Source organism: Shewanella sp. 10B (assembly GCF_023475885.1).
In the GTDB taxonomy this organism is placed as follows: domain Bacteria; phylum Pseudomonadota; class Gammaproteobacteria; order Enterobacterales; family Shewanellaceae; genus Shewanella; species Shewanella mangrovisoli.
This window is the reverse complement of the sequence record NZ_JAMDJO010000008.1, coordinates 60,437-75,991: the sequence shown is the minus strand read 5'-3', so window position 1 is coordinate 75,991 and position 15,555 is coordinate 60,437. Positions and strand designations below refer to the sequence as shown.

Sequence of the window (15,555 nt, the reverse complement as noted above, 5' to 3'; positions counted from 1 at the left end):
GGTAAACATGAAAGATACAAGAAATGTCGCGGCCGTGGCTGCAAGTAAAGATGATGCAGTATTGCAATGGGTTACCTTTAAGTTAGACAACGAAACTTATGGTATCAATGTGATGCAGGTGCAAGAGGTGCTACGTTACACCGAGATTGCCCCTGTGCCTGGCGCACCCCATTACGTTTTAGGGATCATTAACCTGCGCGGCAATGTGGTGACTGTTATCGATACTCGCTCACGTTTTGGCCTGCAATCGGCGGAAGTGGATGATTCGACTCGTATCGTGATTATCGAAGCAGAGAAACAAGTGATCGGTATTTTGGTGGATAGTGTGGCCGAAGTGGTTTATCTGCGCCGTTCTGAAATTGATAATGCGCCGAATGTCGGCACTGAAGAAAGCGCCAAGTTTATCCAAGGCGTGAGCAATCGCGATAACGAGCTACTGATCCTCGTCGACTTAGACAAGTTATTATCCGATGAAGAATGGGCTGAGTTAAATCAGCTCTAAGCTTCCATGATGAGACGACAGATTAGCTAATCTGTCGTCCTTGCTTTTCACGATGCAAACGGTTTATTTCGCTATTGTTTAACCATTATGATTGCCGTTTGGTGAAGCCGTTGTATTGTTGATTTCAGTTTATAGTGATGCGTAAGGATGATTAATGGGCGATGAATTTTTAATCGCAGCCTTAGTTTATGTGATTGCGTGTTTAGGGTTAGTCCTTTATCTCCAAAAACAATTGAGTAAGTTGCGCAGTAAAGTTGAAGCGTTAACCGTGCTGGTCAAAGAAGGCGATCGCCAACGTGAGTCCTTTAAACGCGAGTTGCAGGAGCTTCGCAGTGGTACTATTGGCATGGGGCGACGTGTTATCGAGCTTGAGAAGCGCTTACATCAACAATCCGAGCGTATCGAAGAGTCGACGCAGCAGGATCCTCAAGCCAAACTCTATACCCGAGCGATGAAAATGGTCGCCTTAGGCGCGGGGGTGGACGAACTGATTAAAGAGTGTGAGTTACCTAAAGCTGAGGCTGAGCTGTTAATTCGCCTTCATCGAAAATAGGCTGCAAAGTCGCACATTCCTTATTTTAGGCTTTCTCTACAATTTTCTTGTGCATGTTATTCCACTGCTCAGGAAATTTGCCATCCAACATGTACACAAAGGCAATCAGTTCTGCGATCAGCAGATACAGTTCTTTCGGAATTTCCTCACCTAATTCGAGCAATCTTAAAAAATTACTCAGGTGGGGATCTTGATGAATATAAACGCCTGATGCTTTTGCGAGCGCAATAATTTCATCTGCAACCAATCCTTCCCCTGATGCCACGACTTTAGGTGCATGTTTCCCATCGTAACTCAAGGCGACGGCTTGCTGGGTTTTGGGTTCTTCATTCATCATTCATTCTCGATTTTAAGCACGTGTTTTCACTAAAAAATGATCGCCCGGGAGCAGTGTCGCTGGCACTTGGGCAATTTGCGTGGAAAGCTCCCCAGGCGTAAAGCCTAGCTGGGATAATTTTTGGCCTAAGGGTGCTAAAAAATTATCGACGCGATTGAGCAGTTGTTGGCTATTACCTTTAAATTGAATATCTAACACTTGCTGATGGAAGCGTGCCGAAATTAGCAGCGGCCCCTGTGCAAGATTAAACTTCAATTGCAGATGCCAACCTTTGTGCTTTTGTTGTTCGTCATCATTGGCATCTCGTTCAAATTTTCCTTCGAGCTGTTCATGCCGTTGATTGATCCCATAGGGCAGGGCAAAAAACCATACCAGATTGCCGTTGTTTTCGCCGCTTGCCTGCTGATAAAGGTGTAAGCTCGAGGCCAGTTGGCCCATGCTTTCAAGCCCTCCGGCTTTACTCAATTGTCCAAGCTGATTGGTCGATAAACCCGTTTTAGCCTGTAATTGCTCTAGGTAATCTGCCAGCTTCTGGCTGACCGTATTGTTGCTATTATTGGCCCTAAACCCCAACAATAGTTGAAATAGCGAGGTAATCGCATTGGCATTCATAAACACGGCGGGTTGACTAAGCTGTGGCGCGGCAAGGTTTAAGGCTGAAAGTCCAAGCATAGCGTCCTTTAATTCGCTCAGTTCACTTAATTGCCCTAATGTTGGCGGGCTTAGATGGGGCAAATGTTTTAATAACTCCGCCGCGAGATTTGCTCCGCCGCGCGCGAGCATTTGTTCTAACGGCAAGGCACCGGCTTTGGTAAAAGCTTTCTGTAGCACCTCATTGACACTGATTTGTGCCTCGGTGGACTTATTGATTTTTTCGCCTAATTGAGCCTCCATCGCCTGTGGTTTGAGACTCAGTGGTAGCTCGTTACCGACTAAGCCAGTTTTAGTGGAACTTGTAGGGGGGAGATCCTGTTGAGCCTTTGCCGCTAAAAGCGAGTTGCGACTGCTATCGAGATTACTCGCCCCCGATGCCATAGTTTTAGCTTCTAATGGTTTTAATTCTAGTGGCTTAGATTCAAGGGGTTTTGATTCAAAAGGTTTAGATTCAAAAGGCTTTGATTCAAAGGCCTTGGATTCTAACGTCTTAGCATCAAGCACTTGTGCTTTTTGCTGATTTTGGGAAGTTTCTTGCGATTGCGCCGTGGTATTTAACGTTTGATTTACAACAGTCAGCTTAGGTTCAGTATTGGCTTGTAGACTGGTTTGAGGGTTAGCGGCCGATACATTGACTTTGCTGTTTGGCATATCTGTTGCGGAAGAAGGAGCTAGCATATTGGCAGCTTTATTCTCCGAGGACACAGGTGCTTGAGTACTAGGCTTTACTGTATTTGATGGCTCGGCCTGTGGTGCAATTCCTTCAAGTTTACGTAAAAATGCAGCAATTATCTGAGCAGGCTCAGTTTTAGTGATGACCACATTAGCTGCTTGTTTATCAATAATGGGAAGTTGAGTTTCATTTATTGGCGCGCCAATGTGGATTTCAAGTTTGCTCAGTATTGGGGTCAGGACTAAAATAGGCCTTCCTTGCGAGAGGCTTATTTTAGCTTGATATTCTCCAGTGCTGAGTCGAGTACCTGGATCCTGTGGCACCACAGTCCCGTTAGCAAATTGAAATTCTTTCGTTGTAACAGTGACATTGGGTAGAGGATATCCCAGCGGCCTTGCCGCTAGGGTATAGAGCTTATCCAGGGAGATACCATTTTGCTGCGCAAGTTGCGCTATCGCTTCGGGCAATTTTAGGGTTAGTGTCGCCCCTAGCGTCAGTAATTGTGCGTTAGCGACTGTGCTATTGGCACTGGTGCTGGCTGTGGCTTCTGGGGTGATTGGATTCACTAAGAAACTACTCGCTACAATCAAGGCTTGTCTTTGCTGTGCATTAACAAGCTTTAAATTATATTCTGTACCGTTTAGAATAATACTATCGCCCTCGGGGAAGACTTGCACTTCAGCTGGAAGGGGACGTGAGTTTACGCTCACGGCCTCGTTTGAAGAGGCTGGAGCGATTAATTGCGCATTGGCGGTATTAATAAGTGGAATTGACTCCATGTAAGGCCCTTGTTGGTGTATCTAACGGCACGCTATTTTGAAAAATTAACAATTGACCAAAATGTTTTGCCAAGTATGCTTATGCGCTTTGTAAAAACAACGACAGTTTCTCTGTCATACTAGAGTATGCCACTCAGGTGAATAATCTTTTATCGTCACTTGTCCTTGGTCACTTTAGCAAAACTCGATATCTAAGCAGTACATTTATTTAAGAGAGCAATATGAAGTTGAAATGGCTAGGGGTACTTTTAGGATTTGCATTACTGCCTAAGGTGTATGGGGCAGAGGCGACTGTACCTGAGACTACTCCAAAGGATACGGCTTCAGCAGTAAAGATTACTTACGATGATCCGCGTGATCCCTTTGAGGGATTTAACCGTGCAATGTGGGATTTCAACTATCTGTATTTAGACCGGTATATTTATCGTCCTGTCGCACATGGATACAACGATTATCTGCCATTGCCCGCCAAAACGGGGATAAACAACTTCGTACAGAATTTGGAAGAACCGAGTAGCCTAGTTAACAACGCCTTACAGGGTAAATGGGGCTGGGCGGCAAATGCTGGTGGCCGTTTTACGGTGAACACCACAATCGGTTTACTCGGGGTATTCGATGTGGCCGATATGATGGGGATGCCACGCAAGCAAGATGAATTTAACGAAGTGCTAGGCTACTACGGCGTGCCAAACGGACCGTACTTTATGGCTCCCTTTGCCGGCCCCTATGTGGTGCGAGAACTCGCATCGGATTGGGTTGATGGTCTATACTTTCCACTATCTGAGCTAACAGTGTGGCAATCCATTGTTAAATGGGGACTTAAGAGTCTTCATGCGAGAGCATCGGCGATTGACCAAGAAAGGCTTGTTGATAATGCGCTCGATCCCTATACCTTTGTGAAAGATGCGTACTTACAACACATGGACTATAAAGTCTATGATGGCAATGTTCCTCAAAAACAAGAAGATGATGAGTTGCTCGATCAGTACATGCAGGAACTTGAGTAAGCTTATGCGCTGTACTTGGCTGTAAATCCTTTTTTGCAGCCAAGCCCTTGCCGTATTGAATGATTCTTCCGATGTCATGATGGAGTTATTGCTATCGCAATGAATGTTATTCGGGAATCTTTATGGCGTTAAATGATGTTTCTATTCTTTTGGTCGAAGACGACCCGGTCTTTAGGCAAATCGTCGCCACTTTTCTTATTGGGCGCGGTGCCGAAGTTGTGCAGGCCTGCGATGGTGAGCAGGGACTGTCCATTTTTAAGCAACAACGTTTCGATATTATTCTTGCCGATCTCAGCATGCCTAAACTCGGTGGACTCGATATGCTCAAGGAAATGAGTAAATTAGAGCCGCTGGTGCCATCAATTGTGGTCTCTGGCAATAACGTAATGGCGGATGTTGTCGAAGCCCTGCGTGTTGGTGCCTGTGATTATCTTGTAAAACCCGTCCCCGATTTATTTATCATCGAACAAGCGATAAAACAGGGATTGCAACGACACTATTCCGATGATGTGACTCAAGCCGAATTTGATGCTTTATCTAATCAAGAACTCAAGGATAACTTGGTTCTGTTAGAACAAAGTGTCGAGGCAGCTAAGCAAGTTCAGCAGCAGCTGTTTCCTGCTTCTAACATCAGCTATCCCACGGCCAAAGTGGATTACAGTTTATTTAAGAGTAGCGATATCAGCAGTTACTTTATTGATTCCACTATGGTGGGCAGTGACTACCTCATCATGTACATGGCCCATCTCTATCCCGAAGATAATAGAGCGGCTTTTGCCTGTGTATTGCTGCGCAGTTTTGTTAACCAAAAGCTCAAAAGTTATCGTAGTGGCCAAAGCAAGACCATTATCGAGCCCTTCAATATGTTGAGTTATTTGAACGAGCGTTTAGTCAAATCTGGCCTCGATATCACAGTCGATATTATTTATGTCGCTATCGAATTAACACGCTATCGCGCCGCGATTGCACAAGCGGGTAAGGGGCTTAGGTGCTATTTGCGTAATGATGAAGGTTTGAGTCCATTAGCACTTTCTGAGAGCTTGCAATTGGGGATGTTAGATTGGGGTAAACCGAGCATTCAGTTTCGCACTATATTGCCGCAGGAGCAGCTCTGTATCGCGACCAGTGAGCCTGAACACAAGCAGCAACTCTTAGAAAACCAATTTAAAGGCCTTGTATATGATCCGCAGTTACCCGCGGGTGGCTTTATGCAATTAAGCCTATAACGGTGGCTTAATTCACTATGCTGCGACAGTGACTTTGTGCGTATCTTCGATAACGAATGTGAAGGTTGGCGATATCGACTGTTAATCTAAAATGTAATCGGAAATTAGCTCGATGGCTTAAGTTAATCATCTAAGTGACAAATAAAAAACGCTGCCATGGCAGCGTTTTTTATTGATTGAACCTAACGCAAATTAACGTTTGATCGCTTCATGCTCACCGGTAACGGCGATTTCATCTTCTAACGCTTCGGCTTCGTTGTGATGCTTGCTTTCTGCACCATGCATCCAATCCACAAGTTTGTCGGCCATGAAGTATAAGACCACACCAGAAAGTGCTGCAGTAATCGCGATACCCGAGAAAATGGCCATTGCATTGGCGAGTTGTTCTTCTTTTTCACCGCCGTGGCCGATGAATGAACCCACTACGCCACCAATCTTGTTAGCTGCAGCAACGAACAGGAACCAAGAACCCATCATTAATGAAGCTATACGTAATGGGGCTAGCTTAGTCACCATAGATAAACCAATCGGTGATAAGCAAAGCTCACCCATGGTGTGGAAGAAATAAGCACCGACTAACCACCACATGCTTGATTTCGCTGAAGCATCGCCACCCATCTCAACAACGGCACCGATCATGAATAAGAAGCCAACGGCTAATAGCACTAAGCCTAAAGCAAACTTAACAGGCGAGTTTGGTTCATTCTTACCTAAGCGTACCCAAATCGAGGCTACAACAGGTGCGAAAATCACGATAAACATCGCGTTTAATGATTGGAACCAAGTGGTAGGTACTTCCCAAGTACCGATCATACGGTCGGTAAAGTCGTTAGTGAACAGGTTCATCAGGCCGCCAGCTTGCTCAAAGCCTGCCCAGAAGATGATAGTGAATAGACCCATCACCATGATGACTTTAATACGATCACGCTCAACTTTAGTGAGAGGTTCTTTACGTACTTCGCCTTTTTCAGCAGCTTTTTCACGCTCAAGTTTAGCGGCTGGAGTTCTACCAATATTACCGAGTAATTTTTGTGCAAACAGAAGTTGGATGATTAACGACAGGATCATACCAATGCCCGCACAGATAAAGCCGGCTTGGAAGTTACCATCATAAGCTGCGACAACAGAGCCTACGATAATACCGGAGAGGAAAGCACCAACGTTGATCCCCATATAGAAGATGGTGAACGCACCGTCACGGCGATGGTCGCCTTCTTCGTATAGGTCACCTACCATAGTGGAAATATTGGGTTTAAAGAGACCGTTACCTAGGATTAAAGTACCTAAGCCGACATAGAAGACTTCAGTTTCCATGCCAGGTACCCACGCATGAGGAGTACCAAGAATAAATTGACCTGCGGCCATTAACGTACCGCCAATCATGATGGCGCGGCGTTGACCTAAAAAGGTGTCAGCTAACCAACCGCCGAGTAAAGGCGTTAAGTAAACCAAACCTGTAAATGTTCCGTAGAGCGAAATCGCATCGGCTTGCGACCATCCTAAACCGTGCCCCCCTTCACTCTGAACTTTATCGACTAAATACAGCACCAGAATGGCGCGCATTGCATAATAACTAAAACGTTCCCAAAGTTCGGTTGTAAAAAGTAGGAATAGGCCCTTGGGATGACCAAGCATCGTCCCCTGTGGTTTTGCTACGCTCATGAAGTTTCCACCTTAAGCTCGTGATTGCCTGTGGCGCCCCTGTTACAGGATGATGTCACCACAGAAAAATGGTTGTTGCTCTTCTCATTTATCCGCTAAGAATTCGTTGATTAACCCAAGCTTTACGGCAAGGGTAACTTGTAGAATTTCTACGGCTTACGTATGAGTTATTGTTACGTTGTTATAATAAAAGTAATATTTTTAGCGTTAAATGGAATAATTTCGCTAAAATCCCATCTTATATACCCTTTAAAAGTAACTAAAGTCAATTTTGGCTTGCTAACTGGTGAGATTATCTGCAACTTAGCGCTGATGTGGGTTAATGCTGATTTTACTAATATATCCAGCCTTGCTCAGATACCGAGCGATGACTCTATTGAGTCAAAAAACTGCTTCCATCCATCTTCACAACTTTGCTATGATTGCCAGCCGTGAATGGACATCACTTAACATAGGGTAGTGAGATTAGTAGATGAAGGCATGGTACCTTTTGTATTGTAAACCTCGTAGTGAAGCGAGGGCACAACAGAACTTAGCACTTCAAAATTTAGAAACATACTTACCAATGGTTTCTGAAGAAAAATCTCAACGCGGGCAGAAGCGGATCTGTCGTGTACCTCTATTCCCAAATTATCTGTTCATCAATTTCGACCCAAGCCAAACCAGTGTTAAGCAGGTCAACTCTACTCGCGGCGTGAGCCGAATCGTCAATTGTCAGGAAAAAATGACGCCTATAGACGATCGTATTATTCACGCTATTCGCATGAAAGAATTAACGCCTTCCCAAGCGGTTTTAGACCACGAACTAGAACTAAAAACCGGGGAAAAAATTCGCTTTAAAGATGGGCCATTTATTGATTTAGAAGGCATTTTTCAAGAAAAATGCCCAAACAAACGTTGCCAAGTTTTATTTAATATCATGGGGCAAATCAAAACCTTAACAGTTCCAATGCAATCTGTTGAGCGCGTGTGATTTATTAACTATTTCACTTTGCTGGTTTAGGATTTTAACCTAGAGACGTGTAAGAAATTTGCTATAAGTTGAGTTTATAAAATTTAAACAAGATTAGGATTAAAATAAAAATTTTGTTTTTAATCAATATTTTGCTGGCTATTTTTGAATTTACGTTGTTTGTTAAAAGAAAAAGTGCATAAAAAGCAACCAGGCAAGGTGTGGTAGCCATTAATTAAACAAACTGCGTAGTGGTTTAGCAGTACAATCTGCCACTGCTTAAGCCGCTAGAACTTAGTTTTTACAATAAACGTTTTATTTGATTTTATGCTGTAGCAAGTTCTGACCTTAGGTTTCTAACAGGCATTATTTCTCTGTTATTCGAAGACCGAAAGCATGAACCTGGTACTTAAATCTTAAGTCTCAACATGGGTAAGTGATAAAGTTCGATATACCTTGAGATATAGCTTTAACCTATTAAAAAATCTAATTTTTCGCAATGCGAAGGGCAATATAGAGGCCGCAATCTATGGGCGGTAGCGTGTCCGAATGACATCGAATGAATGGTTTTATTCGCTCAGCGGATGCCAAAGGGGTCGATAGCGTGTCAGGTTTCGATGAACGATATCCATGCGCTGTTGTTTGGATGGTCTTCGGCCTCTAGGGCACAATCCAAAGCGCCGCTCTGCAAAGCTCGCAAGTTAGCTTTAGAGCCTAGACCTTAGAAGTACAATCTTCTCGCAGGGCAAAGCCCGATCAGCTTTTAATGTTTTCCATCATCTTTACCCAATCGGAGATATCTGGTGTTACAACAATTCAAAAAATACATCAAAGCGGTTCCCAAAACCGCAATATTAGTTGGCATCACTGCCACGATATTGATGGGCACACAGGCGCAAGCTATTACGCCCTCTCCGCAGATGATAGAGCAATTCAAACAACTACCTAAGTCAGAGCAAGAACGTTTAGCTCGCCAATACGGTATTGATCCGTCAATGATCACGGGGGCCTCAACTACTGCTACTGCTGTTGAAAACCCAACTGTAGTTACGCCACGAACGGAAAGTGGTAATAACGTCATCGATCAATCTGAGGACGATAAACTTAACCAGGCAACCAAAACGGAAGCTAAGGTTGAATCGATTGAAAGCAAAAAAGAAGATCAGCTAAAACGCTTTGGCTATGACTTATTTGCTGGTTCTCCAAGTACGTTTGCTCCCGTCTCTGATGTACCAGTGCCTGCTGAATATATGATGGGCCCCGGTGATACCTTAAATGTGCAGTTTTTTGGTAAAGAAAATAATCAGTTCACATTAACCGTCGGCCGTGATGGCGCGGTTCAATTTCCTAACTTGGGGCCTATTTCACTAGTAGGCTTAACCTTTGCTGAAACACGCGAGTTATTACAGCAAAAGATCAGCCAAAGCATGATAGGTATTGAGTCCAATATCACTATGGGTGAATTGCGTTCAATCCGGATTTTTGTTGCCGGTGACGCTTACAAGCCAGGCTCCTATACTGTATCGAGTTTATCCACTATAACCCAAGCCTTGTTTATCTCGGGTGGTGTGAACGAAATTGGTAGCTTGCGTGATATCCAATTAAAGCGCTCTGGTAAAACTATTGGCCGTTTAGACTTGTATGATTTATTGCTTCGCGGCGATGCTTCGGGCGATATGCGATTACAATCCGGTGATGTGGTCTTTGTTCCATCTACAGGGGGCACAGTGAGTGTCATTGGCGAAGTGCGCCGCCCTGCCATTTACGAACTTAAAAATAATGAGACCATGGCCGATGTGATTAATATGGCCAGTGGCTTAAACCCAGGAGCTTATCCAAAAGCCAGTACTATCGAACGTTATAGTCGTGAAGCGGTAAAAACCGTGGTAAGCGTTGATTTAACAGAAAGCTCAGGCTTAAGTACGTTAGCAAAAAATGGCGACTTGCTTAATGTGCGCTCAGCTTCAAGCCGTATTGATAATGCTATTACGGTCTCTGGTGCAGTAATCCGCCCTGGTAAATATCAATGGACAAATGGTCTAACAGTTGCCGATTTATTGCCTTCAATTTGGGGGGATTTAACCATCTCCGCCGACTTGGATTACAGTCTACTCGTTCGAGAAATCAACCAACGTGGCGATATCGAAGTCGAGCGTATCAACCTCGGGCGTGCCATCGGTGAACCAAAATCGCATTATAATCTTGCGCTAAAGCCACGAGATTCAGTCATCGTATTTGACTATGCAGATCGTGAGGAGCTGCTTAAGCCCATTATTAAAAAGTTAAAAGAGCAAAGCCGTTTTGGTGATGCAGCGAAGCTAGTTAATATCAATGGTAATGTGCGTTTTCCTGGCCAGTATCCAATAACGGTTAATGCCGATGTTAAAGATTTACTTATAGCTGCAGGCGGGCTAGAAGAAGGTGCATATACCTTATCTGCAGAGCTCACTCGCCAACAAGTGTCTGAGCAAAACGGTGTCACAGTAGAACATGTGCAGCTTAGTTTAGACCGCGTTATGCAAAATGATCCGGCTGCCAATATCAAACTGCAAAGCCGTGACATATTAACCGTACGTACGTTGCCAGACTGGCAAGAAACTCGCTGGGTCACCATTAAAGGTGAAGTCAAATTCCCCGGTACTTACAGTATCCAGCGCGGCGAAACCTTAAAACAAGTGCTTGCTCGTGCAGGGGGGATGACGAGTGATGCTGCACCCCGCAGTGCAGTCTTTTTACGCAAATCTATTCAAGAGAAAGAACAGCAAGAGCTTGCTAAGCTTGCCGATGAGTTGCGCCGTGAGATTGCAGCAAAAGCCTTAACCAAAGACACGCCTACCGTTGGTTATAACGATGCACAAATGATGTTAAATCAGTTGGAAAACGTTAAAACGGTTGGTCGTTTAGTTGTCGATATCAATGCGATTGAATTAGGTATCGAAAGTGCCGATTTAATGCTAGAAGATGCAGATGCACTCTACATTCCACCTGCTAACCAGACGGTTTCTGTTATGGGCCAAGTGCAACACCCAAGCACTCATCGCTTTAAAACTGGTCTAACCTACGAACAGTATTTAGCGTTATCCGGTGGGGCACGTAAACGCGCTGACGAATCACGCACTTATATATTAAAAGCTGATGGCTCGGTACAAATGCCTGAATCTTCATTGTGGTTTACTGGCGGTAGCTCAATGGAACCTGGTGACACCATAGTTGTACCATTAGATACCGAATACAAAGATAACCTCACGCTATGGACTCAAGTAACGAGCATTATCTACAACACCGCCGTCGCAGTATCCGCAATATCGGGGATATAGGAGATAGAACGCCACTGCGTGGCTCTAGAATCTAGAAGTCGCGTAGCGACGTGCTCTTTCTAGCAGGGCGCAGCCCGCTCTGGTTTTTCTAGAAGTCGTGCTCTGCTTTTCCTCGATTCTCGCGACTGAAAGGAGCCCTCATGCGATTCGAACAACTGGATGTTTGGAAAAGAGCTTCGAGATTATCTTGTCAAATATATCAAGTGACAGAATCAGTAAGTAATTGGGGTTTTAAAGATCAAATAACCCGTTCAGGATTATCTGTCCCTTCAAATATTGCTGACAAAAGTGCAGGAGCAACTTTTGAACGATGTGACTTTAGCATCGGCCTCGAAGAGGTGAGGTACATGGATGTACCGAGTAAGGTGAAGAGCGTGAAACACTAAAAGATCAAATTCGCTTTTTGTACTATGCCAAAGGCTCTCTAGGAGAGCTAGTCACCCAACTTTATATAGGTATTGAAGTGGGATATTTGGCAAAGGAACCCGCGTTACTTATGGTTCAAGAAGCAAAAGAATTAGCCAAAATCTTAGGTGCAATTATCAAACAAAAGCAAAGTAAGAGTAAAAGCTAAGAAGAACGCAGCAAAGAGCACTGCTCTAGAACGGCCTTCGGCCTCTAGAACGCCACTACGTGGCTTTAGAATCTAGAAGTCGCGAAGCGACGCTCTGCTCTTTCTATAAGGGCGCAGCCCGCTCTGCTTTAAGCTTTTTGCCTTTATAGAAGCGCAGCGCTCTCACCGCGCAGCGTACTAGAATCTAGAATCTGAAGAACAAATGAATACACAAATTACTCAAAATCCAAACACATACCAATCCGACGCCAGATTTCCTCAAGCGCAAGACGACGAAATCGATCTTCGTGAGCTTTTTGCCGTCATCTGGCAAGGCAAATGGCTCATTATTGCCATAACCGCTGTTTTTGCCATTGCCTCTGTCGCCTTTGCTATTTTACAGCCCAATATTTATAAATCCGAAGCCCTCCTTGCGCCAGCATCAGAGGAACAGGGCGGTGGCTTAAGTGCCTTGGCGTCGCAGTTTGGTGGTTTAGCGAGCCTTGCTGGGGTTAACCTCGGCGGTAAAGGTGGTACTGATAAAACCCAGCTTGCGATTGAAGTATTAAAATCCCGCCAATTTACCAGTGAGTTTATTCAAAAGCACAACATACTTGCTGATTTAATGGCCGCAAAAAAATGGGTTCAGGATACGGATAAAATTATCTACGACCCTGAGCTATATAACGAGCAAACCAATACTTGGGTGCGCGATGTCGAACCTCCATTTAAGCCTGAACCGTCAATGCAAGAGGCCTATAAAGTATTTAGTAAAATCATCGCAGTTAATAAAGATAAAGAATCTGGCATGGTGACTATTTCAGTAGAGCATTTATCCCCAACGGTTGCCGAGCAATGGGTCAATTGGTTGATTCAAGATATTAATAAGGTGATGAAGGAGCGTGATGTAGCAGAAGCTAATCGCAGTAGCGATTTTTTAAATAAGCAAATCGCCCTAACCAATGTCGCCGATATTAAGACAATTCTTTATAAGTTGGTTGAAGAGCAAGCAAAAACCATCATGTTTGCCGAAGTGCGTGATGAATACGTATTTAAAACTATCGATCCCGCATTAGCGCCTGAGGAAAAGGCCAAACCTAAACGCGCATTAATATGCGTTTTAGGCACCATGCTCGGCGGTATGTTGGGGGTGATGTTAGTGCTGGTAAGGCATTTTATGAGAAAAGATCAAAACTAGAGATTAAAAAAATGGGCCCATTGGGACCGTTTTCGAAAATAAGCCTAATTCAATTAATTACAATGAGATAGTTGATCTAAACTGTCTCAAAATGGCTAAAATCTGTCTCAGTTGGGTAAAAAAGCTGAGATAAAAAAGCCCAAAATCTCATTTTTCCAATTGATACACTTCATTAAAATCAGGGAATCCGCTTGTCAGGTCCACATAAAACCCCACCGCTATGGTTAAAAATACTGCCTAATAAATTATCTGAGCGTTTGTCTGGCAACCACAGTTTACTTGCAGCTATTAATAACAGTGGTTGGTTGATGTTCGATAAGTTGATCAGGTTATTACTCGGCTTACTAGTAAGTGCATGGGTGGCTCGTTATCTTGGTCCTGCGCAATTTGGTGAACTAGCCTATGTTTTAGCTTACTTGGCATTCTTCCAAGCTGTGGCCTTGCTAGGGATGGATGGCATTATTGTGCGTGATATTGCCAAAGATAAAACTAAGGCAGGTGAGATACTCGGTACAGCATTCATTCTACGGTTAACGGTTGGTATTTGCTGTTGGTTAATTTCCATCGCAATGATGGGCATTTTTAATGGATGGCAAGATCGTAGCGTATATATTACCGCCCTTGCTGGGGCTAGTTTGGTATTTCAAGCAGCTGATACTATTGATTTGTGGTTTCAGAGCCAAAGCCAGAGCAAGCGAACCGTTATTGCAAAATTAACCGCCTATTTAGTTTCAAATGGCTTGAAAATTGCCCTAATTCTAAATAATGCGCCACTGTTAGCATTTGCGTTAGTCATGGCAGTTGAAGGTTTGCTTGCCGCAATTGCCTTAATTTACGCGTATCATCAATTTACCTGTCAACAACCGTGGCATTTATTGAGCAAACAAGCAAAAAAACTACTTAAGGAATCATGGCCTTTTATTTTAAGTGGTCTATCAATTATTGTTTATATGCGCATAGATCAGATAATGATAAAGGAGATGCTGGGTGACGTCGAATTGGGTGTGTATGCTGCAGTTTTACCTTTAGCAATGCTTTGGACATTTATCCCGATGACACTTTCAGTAAGCTTGGCGCCAATGGTGGCGAAGGCAAAACAACAAAGTCAACAAGCTTACTGGACATGTCTTAGCAATATTTTCCGAGGGTTTGCATTATTAGGTTGGTTAATATGCCTACCTATATTTTTCTTATCGCAATATGTCGTTGATTTTTTGTTTGGAACTGCTTACGCAAGTGGTGCGATGGTATTGTCTATTGTGATTTTTGCTAATTTGTTTATAAATATGGGAATAGCGCAGAGCTTGTGGATCTTAAATGAAGGTAAATCTAAATTGAGCTTATATAAGACATTTGTTGGTGCTTTAGTTTGTTTAATTGCTAATTTATTATTGATACCTGAGTTAGGTATTGCCGGGGCCGCAGTTAGTGCTGTATTGGCACAGTTTAGTTCTACTATATTAGCTAATGTACTGCTGAGCCCTTTTATATTTTTCTTGCAAATAAAGAGTTTGTTTTTATTGAAATGTAATCATAAGAATGTTTGATTACTTTAGCTTTCTTTAGGTGTGTAAGTGGTGTTTTTACGATTTGAACGTATGATGTTAAGATTATTATTGCTCGCACAATATAATTTTTTACTGAAGGCTACACTCATAATTCAGCCAGAGCCTAGCCGCGCAGCAGGGGCAGGGCGTCATCGTAAAAAACTAGGTAAAAAACCAGTATAGATAATCATTTTATGCCAGCAGTGCATTGCTAACACCAGAAGCCTTTTGTGCAGAGATTAGAGCCTATTGGCAAACTGAGAATAATCAATATTGGCTTTTAGATACACTATTTCTTCAAGAAAAAGATCAAAAAATGTATGATGAAGATGGCGCCAGTATCTTGGCCATTTTACGCTGCTAAGTCTTAAATCTTGTGTAGTTACACCCACCTAAAACCAGCCTAGCTTAAAAATTTAACCGAGCATGCTGGAGCGATGAATTCAAGTAGTAGGTAATTTGGTGGGGTATTGGTCAAAAAATATAATCAGCCCTTGGCCGTGCAGCAACAAGTGCTTTTACAATATTACTGTTGCTGCAAACAAAACCGGCTGATTTATAAGGTTTACCTAAAATTAATTTAGGCAACAAAGCA

General features: G+C 43.4%; 11 protein-coding genes and 2 pseudogenes. 10 read left to right on the top strand and 3 right to left on the bottom strand.

Features of this window, described 5'->3' with window-relative positions:
• Positions 1–7 precede the first annotated feature (7 nt).
• Together M0415_RS18825 and M0415_RS18820 are read left to right on the top strand one after the other, a co-directional pair.
• Positions 8–502 (top strand): chemotaxis protein CheW, encoded by a 495-nt coding sequence (locus M0415_RS18825; protein ID WP_011073088.1) that lies wholly within the window; start codon positions 8–10, stop codon positions 500–502.
• A gap of 154 nt (positions 503–656) precedes the next feature.
• On the top strand, positions 657–1,055 hold the full coding sequence (locus M0415_RS18820) for a DUF2802 domain-containing protein (protein WP_011622093.1): 399 nt from the start codon (positions 657–659) through the stop codon (positions 1,053–1,055).
• A gap of 25 nt (positions 1,056–1,080) precedes the next feature.
• Here M0415_RS18820 and M0415_RS18815 read toward each other — a convergent pair whose 3' ends face one another.
• Together M0415_RS18815 and M0415_RS18810 are read right to left on the bottom strand one after the other, a co-directional pair.
• Positions 1,081–1,392 (bottom strand): EscU/YscU/HrcU family type III secretion system export apparatus switch protein, encoded by a 312-nt coding sequence (locus M0415_RS18815; RefSeq protein ID WP_374918424.1) that lies wholly within the window; start codon positions 1,390–1,392, stop codon positions 1,081–1,083.
• A gap of 12 nt (positions 1,393–1,404) precedes the next feature.
• Positions 1,405–3,498: a flagellar hook-length control protein FliK gene (locus M0415_RS18810; protein WP_088211978.1), complete on the bottom strand. Its 2,094-nt coding sequence runs from the start codon at positions 3,496–3,498 to the stop codon at positions 1,405–1,407.
• A gap of 221 nt (positions 3,499–3,719) precedes the next feature.
• On the opposite strand from M0415_RS18810, the gene M0415_RS18805 reads away from it, so the two are divergent.
• Together M0415_RS18805 and M0415_RS18800 are read left to right on the top strand one after the other, a co-directional pair.
• Positions 3,720–4,505 carry an MlaA family lipoprotein gene (locus M0415_RS18805; RefSeq protein ID WP_086903716.1) on the top strand — a complete coding sequence of 262 codons (786 nt, stop codon included), beginning with the start codon at positions 3,720–3,722 and terminating at the stop codon, positions 4,503–4,505.
• Between the two features lie 122 nt (positions 4,506–4,627).
• Positions 4,628–5,731 (top strand): response regulator, encoded by a 1,104-nt coding sequence (locus tag M0415_RS18800; RefSeq protein ID WP_249554528.1) that lies wholly within the window; start codon positions 4,628–4,630, stop codon positions 5,729–5,731.
• A 192-nt stretch (positions 5,732–5,923) separates the two neighbouring features.
• Here M0415_RS18800 and M0415_RS18795 read toward each other — a convergent pair whose 3' ends face one another.
• Positions 5,924–7,393 carry a peptide MFS transporter gene (locus M0415_RS18795; RefSeq protein WP_249554530.1) on the bottom strand — a complete coding sequence of 490 codons (1,470 nt, stop codon included), beginning with the start codon at positions 7,391–7,393 and terminating at the stop codon, positions 5,924–5,926.
• A gap of 472 nt (positions 7,394–7,865) precedes the next feature.
• Here M0415_RS18795 and rfaH point away from each other — a divergent pair, with 472 nt between their 5' ends.
• The 6 genes and pseudogenes from rfaH to M0415_RS18765 form a co-directional block, all read left to right on the top strand.
• Positions 7,866–8,366, top strand: coding sequence for a transcription/translation regulatory transformer protein RfaH (gene rfaH / locus M0415_RS18790; protein WP_011622099.1), 501 nt, complete (start codon positions 7,866–7,868; stop codon positions 8,364–8,366).
• Between the two features lie 782 nt (positions 8,367–9,148).
• Positions 9,149–11,662, top strand: a complete 2,514-nt coding sequence (locus tag M0415_RS18785) for an SLBB domain-containing protein (protein WP_249554533.1) — start codon at positions 9,149–9,151, stop codon at positions 11,660–11,662.
• A gap of 140 nt (positions 11,663–11,802) precedes the next feature.
• Positions 11,803–12,236, top strand: a pseudogene (locus M0415_RS18780) (four helix bundle protein).
• Positions 12,237–12,438: 202 nt separating this feature from the next.
• Positions 12,439–13,413 carry a Wzz/FepE/Etk N-terminal domain-containing protein gene (locus M0415_RS18775; RefSeq protein WP_249554536.1) on the top strand — a complete coding sequence of 325 codons (975 nt, stop codon included), beginning with the start codon at positions 12,439–12,441 and terminating at the stop codon, positions 13,411–13,413.
• A gap of 191 nt (positions 13,414–13,604) precedes the next feature.
• Positions 13,605–14,960, top strand: a complete 1,356-nt coding sequence (locus M0415_RS18770; protein WP_249554538.1) for a flippase — start codon at positions 13,605–13,607, stop codon at positions 14,958–14,960.
• A 170-nt stretch (positions 14,961–15,130) separates the two neighbouring features.
• Positions 15,131–15,369, top strand: a pseudogene (locus M0415_RS18765) (ISAs1-like element ISSpu13 family transposase); the annotation flags it as partial.
• Positions 15,370–15,555 lie beyond the last annotated feature (186 nt).